The 8,276-nt window shown below is 69.9% G+C and carries 7 protein-coding genes; 4 read left to right on the forward strand and 3 right to left on the reverse strand.

The window, feature by feature from the left end:
- Positions 1-123 precede the first annotated feature (123 nt).
- The gene (locus AC1HC7_RS07110; RefSeq protein WP_479496181.1) at positions 124-1,155 is read right to left on the reverse strand and encodes a TraB/GumN family protein; all 1,032 of its coding nucleotides are present in this window, start codon (positions 1,153-1,155) and stop codon (positions 124-126) included.
- A gap of 228 nt (positions 1,156-1,383) precedes the next feature.
- Here AC1HC7_RS07110 and groES point away from each other — a divergent pair, with 228 nt between their 5' ends.
- Both groES and groL read left to right on the forward strand, forming a co-directional pair.
- Complete coding sequence (gene groES / locus AC1HC7_RS07115) at positions 1,384-1,671, forward strand: co-chaperone GroES (RefSeq protein ID WP_479496182.1); 288 nt, start codon at positions 1,384-1,386, stop codon at positions 1,669-1,671.
- A gap of 60 nt (positions 1,672-1,731) precedes the next feature.
- Entirely contained in the window at positions 1,732-3,375 is a 1,644-nt protein-coding gene (gene groL / locus AC1HC7_RS07120; protein ID WP_479496183.1) for a chaperonin GroEL, read from the forward strand.
- 386 nt (positions 3,376-3,761) lie between these two features.
- Here the strand turns inward: groL and AC1HC7_RS07125 are convergent, their stop codons facing one another.
- Entirely contained in the window at positions 3,762-4,646 is an 885-nt protein-coding gene (locus AC1HC7_RS07125) for an RNA polymerase factor sigma-32 (RefSeq protein ID WP_479496184.1), read from the reverse strand.
- 287 nt (positions 4,647-4,933) lie between these two features.
- Here AC1HC7_RS07125 and AC1HC7_RS07130 point away from each other — a divergent pair, with 287 nt between their 5' ends.
- The gene (locus AC1HC7_RS07130) at positions 4,934-5,815 is read left to right on the forward strand and encodes a glutathione S-transferase (protein ID WP_479496185.1); all 882 of its coding nucleotides are present in this window, start codon (positions 4,934-4,936) and stop codon (positions 5,813-5,815) included.
- On the opposite strand, the gene truA is transcribed toward AC1HC7_RS07130, so the two are convergent.
- Positions 5,790-6,578 carry a tRNA pseudouridine(38-40) synthase TruA gene (gene truA / locus AC1HC7_RS07135; protein ID WP_479496186.1) on the reverse strand — a complete coding sequence of 263 codons (789 nt, stop codon included), beginning with the start codon at positions 6,576-6,578 and terminating at the stop codon, positions 5,790-5,792. The two genes, AC1HC7_RS07130 and truA, sit on opposite strands and share 26 nt — an antisense overlap.
- A gap of 99 nt (positions 6,579-6,677) precedes the next feature.
- Here truA and AC1HC7_RS07140 point away from each other — a divergent pair, with 99 nt between their 5' ends.
- On the forward strand, positions 6,678-8,093 hold the full coding sequence (locus tag AC1HC7_RS07140) for a YcjX family GTP-binding protein (protein WP_479496187.1): 1,416 nt from the start codon (positions 6,678-6,680) through the stop codon (positions 8,091-8,093).
- Positions 8,094-8,276 lie beyond the last annotated feature (183 nt).

Consider the following 8,276-nt stretch of genomic DNA (forward strand, 5'->3'; position numbering starts at 1 on the left):
GCGCCACCTTTGCCCGCAGAACGCGGCGGGCGCAAGACGCGACGGCGGCGACCGCCGCCGCGCCCCGGATTTCAGGGGCTTCGGGCGTCCCGGCTGTCGCGCGCCGCGGCGCCGCGGCGGCGCTCACTCCACCGCCGCCCGCGTCACCGCGTAGCCCGCCGCGCGCAGCTTGCCGATCATGCCCTCGGCGCCGCCCAGATGCAGCGCGCCGACGGCGACGAAGGCGCCGCCCCTGGCGAAATCCGCCGCGGCGGCGTCGATGAAGCGGGCGTTGCGCCGAACCACGACCTCCCGCCAGAATCGGTCGGTGAGCGCGTCCGGGTCCCGCGCCGCGCCCCCCTCGCGCGACGCAAGGCGGCCGAATTCCCAGATCATCATGATGTCCCCGGCCAGATACAGGCGCGTCGCGGTGAAGCGGAAATCCTCCGCCTCGTCAGCCATGGCGAAGCTCATCAGCAGGCTTTCACGGGCCTCGTCGCGGGGCTGGCTCATGAACCCGGCGAGCGAATCCTCCCAATGCTCCAGCCCGCGCAGCGGCGCGCCCCGCGCCGCCGCCATACCCGAGATCACGCTGTCGAGCACCTCGCCCCCGGCCCGCATGGCGGCCAGCGCGCAGGGCGGCTGCGCCGTCAGCACCTGCAGGAACCACGGCTTCAGCCGCGAGCCGCTTTCATAGGGAATGCCGTAGGCGCCCAGCACCCGGCGCGCCAGGGCGGCCTGCTCCTCGGTGAGAAAATCGTCGAGCGTGGCGCCGTCGGTTTCCATGATCAGCCGCGGATCGGCCTGGATCGCGGCGCGCATCTCGGCCTGTTCGTCCGGGGTGATCTCCACATAGATCACCCGCGCGGCGTCGATGGCGGCGCGCACCGCGGCGGGGGGCCGGGCCACCTCGGGCTCGGTGGCGTGAAAGGTGCCGAACAGGTGCGAGACCGCCAGCCCCGGCTTTTCGACCCGCCAGAACCGCCCCCGCCCGTCGGGGCGCGCATCGGCGGCGGCGCGCAGCCGGGCATAGGCGTCGGGCGCCTCCGCGCGCAGCCGCGCCAGCAGATCGACGCCCGCGCATTGCGCCGCCGCGCCCCCCGGCGCCGCGCCCAGCGCCAGCAGGGCCAGGGCCGCGGCGCAGCGGTGGATCCGGCGGATTATGCTGCGTTGCACCATGCAAATTCGTCCTTTTTGATCCATGCGGGCGTCTTGACAGGGACGTGCGCCCGGCTTATCTCGCCAGTGTTAGCACTCACCAAGCACGAGTGCTGACAAACCTCCGGCCCGCCTTCCGGCGCCGCGTTTCCAGCCCCGGCATTCGACGCCGGGCAGGGGGATGGCGGCGCGAAGCCGGTCCGGTTCGCGACATGATTTGGAAACCGCATGTAAGGAGCGACTTCCATGGAATTCAAGCCTCTCCACGATCGGGTGCTCGTGCGCCGCATCGAAAGCGAAGAAAAAACCGCCGGCGGGTTGATCATCCCCGACAGCGCCAAGGAAAAGCCCTCCGAGGGCGAAGTCATGGCCGTCGGCGAGGGCGCCCGCAAGGACAGCGGTGAACTGATCGCCATGGCCGTCTCGAAAGGCGACCGCATCCTGTTCGGCAAATGGTCCGGCACCGAGGTCAAGATCGACGGCGAGGATCTGCTCATCATGAAAGAGAGCGACATCCTCGGCGTGATGTCCTGACCCGTCAGGCCTCCCCTTCCGATCATTCCTGAAATTCACGACAGTTAGGAGCATCCGCACATGGCTGCCAAAGACGTCAAGTTCGACATCGACGCGCGCAACCGCATGCTTGCCGGCGTCGACATCCTCGCCAACGCGGTGAAGGTGACCCTCGGCCCCAAGGGCCGCAACGTGATCCTCGACAAATCCTTCGGCGCCCCGCGCATCACCAAGGACGGCGTCACCGTCGCCAAGGAGATCGAGCTCGAGGACAAGTTCGAGAACATGGGCGCGCAGATGGTTCGCGAAGTCGCGTCGCGCACCAATGACGAAGCGGGCGACGGCACCACCACCGCCACCGTGCTGGCCCAGGCCATCGTCAAGGAAGGCCTGAAATCGGTCGCCGCCGGCATGAACCCGATGGATCTGAAGCGCGGCGTCGATCTGGCCGTGTCCAAGGTCGTCGAGGGCATCAAGAGCATGTCCCGCGAGGTCAAGGATTCGGCCGAGGTCGCGCAGGTCGGCGGCATCTCCGCCAATGGCGAGATGGAGATCGGCCAGCAGATCGCCGACGCCATGCAGAAGGTCGGCAACGAGGGCGTGATCACCGTCGAGGAGAACAAGGGCCTCGAGACCGAGACCGAAGTGGTCGAGGGCATGCAGTTCGACCGCGGCTATCTCTCGCCCTACTTCATCACCAACGCCGACAAGATGATCACCGAGCTGGAGGACGCCTACATCCTCCTGCACGAGAAGAAGCTGTCGTCGCTGCAGGCGATGGTGCCGCTGCTCGAGACCGTGATCCAGTCCGGCAAGCCGCTGCTGATCATCGCCGAGGACGTGGAGGGCGAAGCCCTCGCCACCCTCGTGGTCAACAAGCTGCGCGGCGGCCTGAAGATCGCCGCCGTCAAGGCGCCGGGCTTCGGCGATCGCCGCAAGGCCATGCTGCAGGACATCGCGATCCTGACCGGCGGCCAGGTGATCTCGGAAGATCTGGGCATGAAGCTTGAGAATGTCGGCATCGACATGCTCGGCACCGCCAAGAAGCTGCGCATCACCAAGGACGACACCACCATCGTCGACGGCGCCGGCGACAAGGCCGAGATCGAAGCCCGCGTGGCCCAGATCCGGGCGCAGGCCGAGGAGACCACCTCGGACTACGACCGCGAGAAGCTGCAGGAACGTCTGGCCAAGCTGGCCGGCGGCGTCGCGGTGATCCGCGTCGGCGGCTCCACCGAGGTCGAGGTGAAGGAGCGCAAGGACCGCGTCGACGACGCGCTGAACGCCACCCGCGCCGCGGTGCAGGAAGGCGTCGTCCCCGGCGGCGGCGTTGCGCTGATCCATGCGGGCAAGGCGCTCGTGGGCATGGAAGGGGCCAACCCCGACCAGACCGCCGGCATCTCGATCGTGCGCCGTGCGATCCAGTCGCCGCTGCGCCAGATCGCCGAGAACGCCGGCGTCGACGGCGCCGTGGTCGCGGGCAAGGTGGTCGAGAACGACGACCCGCATTTCGGCTTCGACGCTCAGGCCGAGGTCTATTGCGACATGCTGGACGCCGGCATCATCGACCCCGCCAAGGTGGTGCGCACCGCGCTTGAGGACGCCGCCTCCGTGGCCGGCCTGCTCATCACCACCGAGGCCATGGTCGCCGACCGGCCCGAGCCCAAAGGCGCCGCCGGCGGCGGCGGCATGCCCGACATGGGCGGCATGGGCGGCATGATGTGATCATGCGGCCCGCCCTTCGGGGCGCGCCACGCCGAATCGAAAGGGAGCCGCGCGCGGCTCCCTTTTTTTGTGGGCCTGCATGCCAAACCGGCCTGAGACGCATGGCAGGGCTGCGCTCACCCGCCAATTGCTCGTCCGGCAATTCAAATTGATCCCAGGCAGGATCGAAGCAAATTCGATTGCCATGCATCCAGGAAGCCTGCCTGACAGCCGCGAGCAAAACATCGGGGGCCAGTTCCCCCCGATGTCCGAAAACAAGTCGGTCGGCATGATGCCCGGCGCGACCCTCAGGCCGATATCCCGCAGGCAAGGCGGCGCGCACAGAACGCCCCCTGCAAATGCCGCTTGCCGAACGCGCCAGAGAAGCCCCCAGCCCGAGGGGCCCCTCAGACCTCCTGCGCCAGCGCCTCGGCCTCCGCGCCCACGTGCTCCTCCATGTGGCGGCGCATCTTGCGCAGGGCCTGCACCTCCAGCTGGCGCACGCGTTCCTTGGACAGGCCCAGCCGCGTGCCGAGGCTTTGCAGCGTCTCGGGCTGCTGCTCCACCTTGCGCGCCAGGATGATCATCCGCTCGCGCGCGCTCAGCGCGGTCATGGCGTCGCGGATCCAGCCGCGCGCCGCCCCCAGATCGCGCCGCCGCGCCACCAGGTCTTCGGAGGCCGGGGACTCGTCCTCCAGCGTCTCCATCCATTCGCGCCCTTCGTCGCCGGCCTGGCGCGCGTTGAGCGAGAAATCCGACCCGGCGAGCCGCCCCTCCATCATCTCGACATCGCGCAGCGGCGCGCCCAGATCCTCGGAGATGCGGCGGCGGATCTCGGACCCGGACATGGGCTCGTTCTCCTGCGCCATCTCGCGCTCCACCCGGGCGCGCACCCGGCGCATGTTGAAAAACAGCGATTTCTGCGTCGAGGTCGACCCGGTGCGCACCATCGACCAGTTGCGCATCACGTAATCCTGGATCGAGGCCTTGATCCACCACACCGCGTAGGTGGAAAATCGCACCCCGCGATCGGGATCGAATTTTTCAGCCGCCTTCATCAGCCCGACCCCGGCCTCCTGGGTCAGGTCGTTCATCGGCGCGCCGTAGCGGCGATATTTCGCGGCCATGGAGATCGCCAGCCGCAGATAGGCGGTGATCAGCCGGTGCAGGGCCTTCTCGTCTCGTTCGTCGCGCCAGCGCAGGGCCAGCTCGCGCTCGGTTTGCGCATCGAGCAGCTCGGCCGACATGGCGGAGCGGCTCATCGAAGGGGCCAGGGGCGAATCCAGGGGCATCATGTCCTCGCTTGCTTGCGGCGGCGGGATTTCGGGGCGAACCGCCATCCCGGGCCGGTCGTCTCCCGACTGATATGGGGATTGGAACCGCCCGCGTCATTGGATCGCCATCCCGCCTCGCGGAAACGTAATCGCCGCGTGAGTTCGCCGCCGGGCGGTTTCATCCGCCAACACGTCCTGACCGCCGGCATCACGAAATGGCGTTGGCCCGCCGCCACGGGCGCGGGTAAGGTCGCAACAACCGCAGGATCGCCGGAACAGCGCGCCAGCACGCCAAGGGGGACGCCATGCGCATCGCCATCGGAGACAGAACCTATTCAAGCTGGTCCATGCGCGGACATCTGCTGACGGAGATCGCCGACGCCCCCTGCGCCACCCGCCACGCATTGATGTGGAGCGACGATTTCGAGGCCCTCAAAAGCGAATTCGCCCCCGCCCGCACGGTCCCGGCGCTGCGCATGGACAACGGCGCGCTGGCCTGGGACAGCCTGGCCATCGCCGAGACCCTGAACGACGCCTTCCCCGAGGCCGGATACTGGCCTGCGGACCCGGCGGCCCGCGCCGCGGCGCGCTCCATGGCGGCGGAGATGCATTCCGGCTTCTTCGCGCTGCGCGGCGACTGCCCGATGAACCTGGCGCGCCGTTATCACGGGTTTGCGCCCTCCGACGCGGTGCGCGCCGACATGGCGCGGATGCTTGACCTCTGGCGGCACGCGCGGGATCGCTGGGGCGGGGACGGTCCCTGGCTGTTCGGCGCGAAAATGGCCGCGGTCGATGCGTTCTTCGCCCCGGCGCTGGCGCGGATCGTCACCTATCAGCTGAGCGACGACCCGCTGGCGCTCGCCTATGCCGAGACCCTCTACGCCCTGCCCGCCTTTCGCCGCTGGCGCGCCATGGGCCTCGCCTGCCGCCAGCGCCACGCCGCATACGAGATGGATGATCTCCCGGAGGCCCCGCGCTTCGGCCCCGCGCCGCTGCCCGCGAAAGCGGTGACGGGCGCGACCGCGATCAACGCGCTCTGCCCCTATTCGCAAAAGCCGGTGACCGGGGATTCGCTGGCCGAGATCGACGGGCGCGTGGTGGGGTTCTGCAACAGAGTCTGTCGCGACAAATCCGTGGCCGACGCCGCCGCCTGGCCCGCGCTCATGGACCTTCTCGCCGCCGCCTGACCCCCGCGCCCCGGCCCGCGCGATCCGGATAGACCACCTTTTCCAGATACAGCCCATAGGGCGGCGCCACCGGCCCGCAGGCGGCGCGATCGCGCGCGGCCAGCGCCGCCGCGACCCGCGCGGGCGGCCATTTCCCCGCCCCCACCCGCGCCAGCGTGCCGACAAGGCTGCGCACCTGGTTGTGCAGGAAGGACCGCGCCCGCACTTCAAAGACCACCTCGTCGCCCTGTCGGGAAATCTCAAGCGCGTCCAGCGTCTTCACTGGCGACAGCGCCTGACAGGCGCTGGATCGGAAGGTCGTGAAGTCATGCTTTCCGAGCAGATGCCCCGCCGCCGCGCGCATGGCCTCCACATCCAGCGAAAACCCCAGCCGCCAGGCCAGCCCCGCCTCGATGGCCAGCGGCGCCCGCCGGGTCACCACGCGATACAGATACCGCCGCTCGATCGCATCGAAGCGGGCGTGGAAATCATCGGCCGCCGGTTCGACCGCCAGCACCGCCACCGGCCTCGGGGTCAGATGCCAGTTCAACGCGCTGGCCAGCCGGAACGGGTCCCAGTCCCTGGTCATGTCGCAATGGGCGACCTGCCCGCTGGCATGGACCCCGGCGTCGGTGCGCCCCGCGCCCACGATCCCCGCCGCGTCGGGCTCCAGCTTGCGCAGCGCGCCCTCCACCGCCGCCTGCACCGAGGGCTGGTCCTTCTGGCGCTGCCAGCCGCTGAACGGCGCGCCGTGATATTCGAGCGTCAGCTTGTATCTGGGCATGCCCGGCCCTTGCCGGTTGCGGCAAATAAATGCAACCCCTCTCCCGCAACGCCCCGCGCGCGACTATATCTGCCATTGCGGGGCAGAAAAGGCGGCGATTTGGGCATCAATGACATTGCGGACGACGTGGTCCGGCTTTTCGAAGAGGCCCAGGACGGCGTCGCCGGCCTGTTCGAGCCGACCATACGGCTGGGCGTCACCGGGCTGGCGCGCTCGGGCAAGACCGTGTTCATCACCTCGCTGATCGCCAACCTGTTGAATCGGGGGCGCATGGCCGGGCTCGACGCGGTGGCCGAAAACCGCATCGAGGCCGCCGCCCTGCGCCCGCAGCCCGATCGCGAGGTGCCCCGATTCGATTTCGAATCGCATCTCGGGGCGCTGCTGGGCGCGGCGCCGCACTGGCCCGACTCCACCCGCCAGATCAGCCAGTTGCGCCTGTCCCTGCGCCTGCGCCCCAGCGGCTGGCTGTCGGGGCTTTCCGGGCCGCGGGTGGTGCATCTCGACGTGGTGGACTACCCGGGCGAGTGGCTGCTCGACCTGCCGCTGATGTCCATGAGCTACGATTCCTGGTCCGAAACCGCGCTTGGCGCGGCGCGCGGCCCGGCGCGCGAGGCCCATTCGGGCGCCTGGCTGGCGCAGGTCGCCGCCACCCCGCCCGACGCCCCCTTCGACGAAACCGCAGCCAAGGAGCTGGCCGCCGGCTTCACCGCCTATCTCGGCGCCTGCCGCGACGCGGGCCTGTCGGGGCTGGCGCCGGGGCGCTTCCTGCTGCCCGGCGACCTCGCCGGATCCCCGGCGCTCACCTTCGCGCCGCTGCCGAGGCGCGAGACCCGCTCGCCCCTGCGCGCCGAGATGGCCAAGCGCTACGACGCCTACAAGCGGGCGGTGATAAAGCCGTTCTTCCGGGATCATTTTTCCAGGATCGACCGGCAGGTGGTGCTGGTGGACCTGCTGGCGGCGATCAATGCCGGGCCGCAGGCGGTCGAGGATCTGCGCGCCGCCATGACGCGGATCCTCGAAGCCTTCCGCCCCGGCGAGAATTCATGGCTGGCGCCGCTGCTGGGCCGCAAGGTGGAGCGCATCCTGTTCGCCGCCGCCAAGGCCGACCATATCCACCACGCCCAGCACGCGCGGCTGAGCGCGATCCTCGAAGCCCTGCTGCGCCAATCCGTCGACCACGCCGCCTTCAAGGGCGCGAAAACCCGGGCCATGGCGCTGGCCTCGCTGCGCGCCACCACCGAGCAGGACATCACCCGCGACGGCCAGGTGCTGCATTGCGTGCGCGGCGTGCTGGCGGCCACCGGCAAGCCGGCGGCGCTGCATCCCGGCGACCTGCCCGCCGATCCGCACGCGATTCTGGAACCGGCGCGCTGCGGCGCGCCGGACTGGCTCGGCGACGACTACGCGGTGATGCGCTTCGCCCCGCCGCGCCTGAAGCTCGCCCCCGGCGACGGGCCGCCGCATCTGCGGCTGGACCGCGCGGCGCAATTCCTGCTTGGAGATCGCCTCAGATGATCCGTTTTTCGCATTGCGCCGGCGCCGGGCGGCGATCATGACCGATCCCGCGCCCCCGCCCCGGGACATCCGCAAGGGCCCCGTGCTGATCGACGCCGACGATCCGGCGCTGGCCGGGCCCGCGCCCTCGCCGGCCGAGGCCCCGCCCCCGCCCGACGCCGCGCCGCCCCCGGCCATGGCCCG

Source organism: Oceanicella sp., from assembly GCF_056449545.1.

Coding starts and splice junctions, on each gene's coding strand:
- AC1HC7_RS07125 (WP_479496184.1), bottom strand. CDS start 4,646: ATGCCCCTGGATTCGCCCCTGGCCCCTTCGATGAGCCGCTCCGCCATG.
- AC1HC7_RS07130 (WP_479496185.1), top strand. CDS start 4,934: ATGCGCATCGCCATCGGAGACAGAACCTATTCAAGCTGGTCCATGCGC.
- groES (WP_479496182.1), top strand. CDS start 1,384: ATGGAATTCAAGCCTCTCCACGATCGGGTGCTCGTGCGCCGCATCGAA.
- truA (WP_479496186.1), bottom strand. CDS start 6,578: ATGCCCAGATACAAGCTGACGCTCGAATATCACGGCGCGCCGTTCAGC.
- groL (WP_479496183.1), top strand. CDS start 1,732: ATGGCTGCCAAAGACGTCAAGTTCGACATCGACGCGCGCAACCGCATG.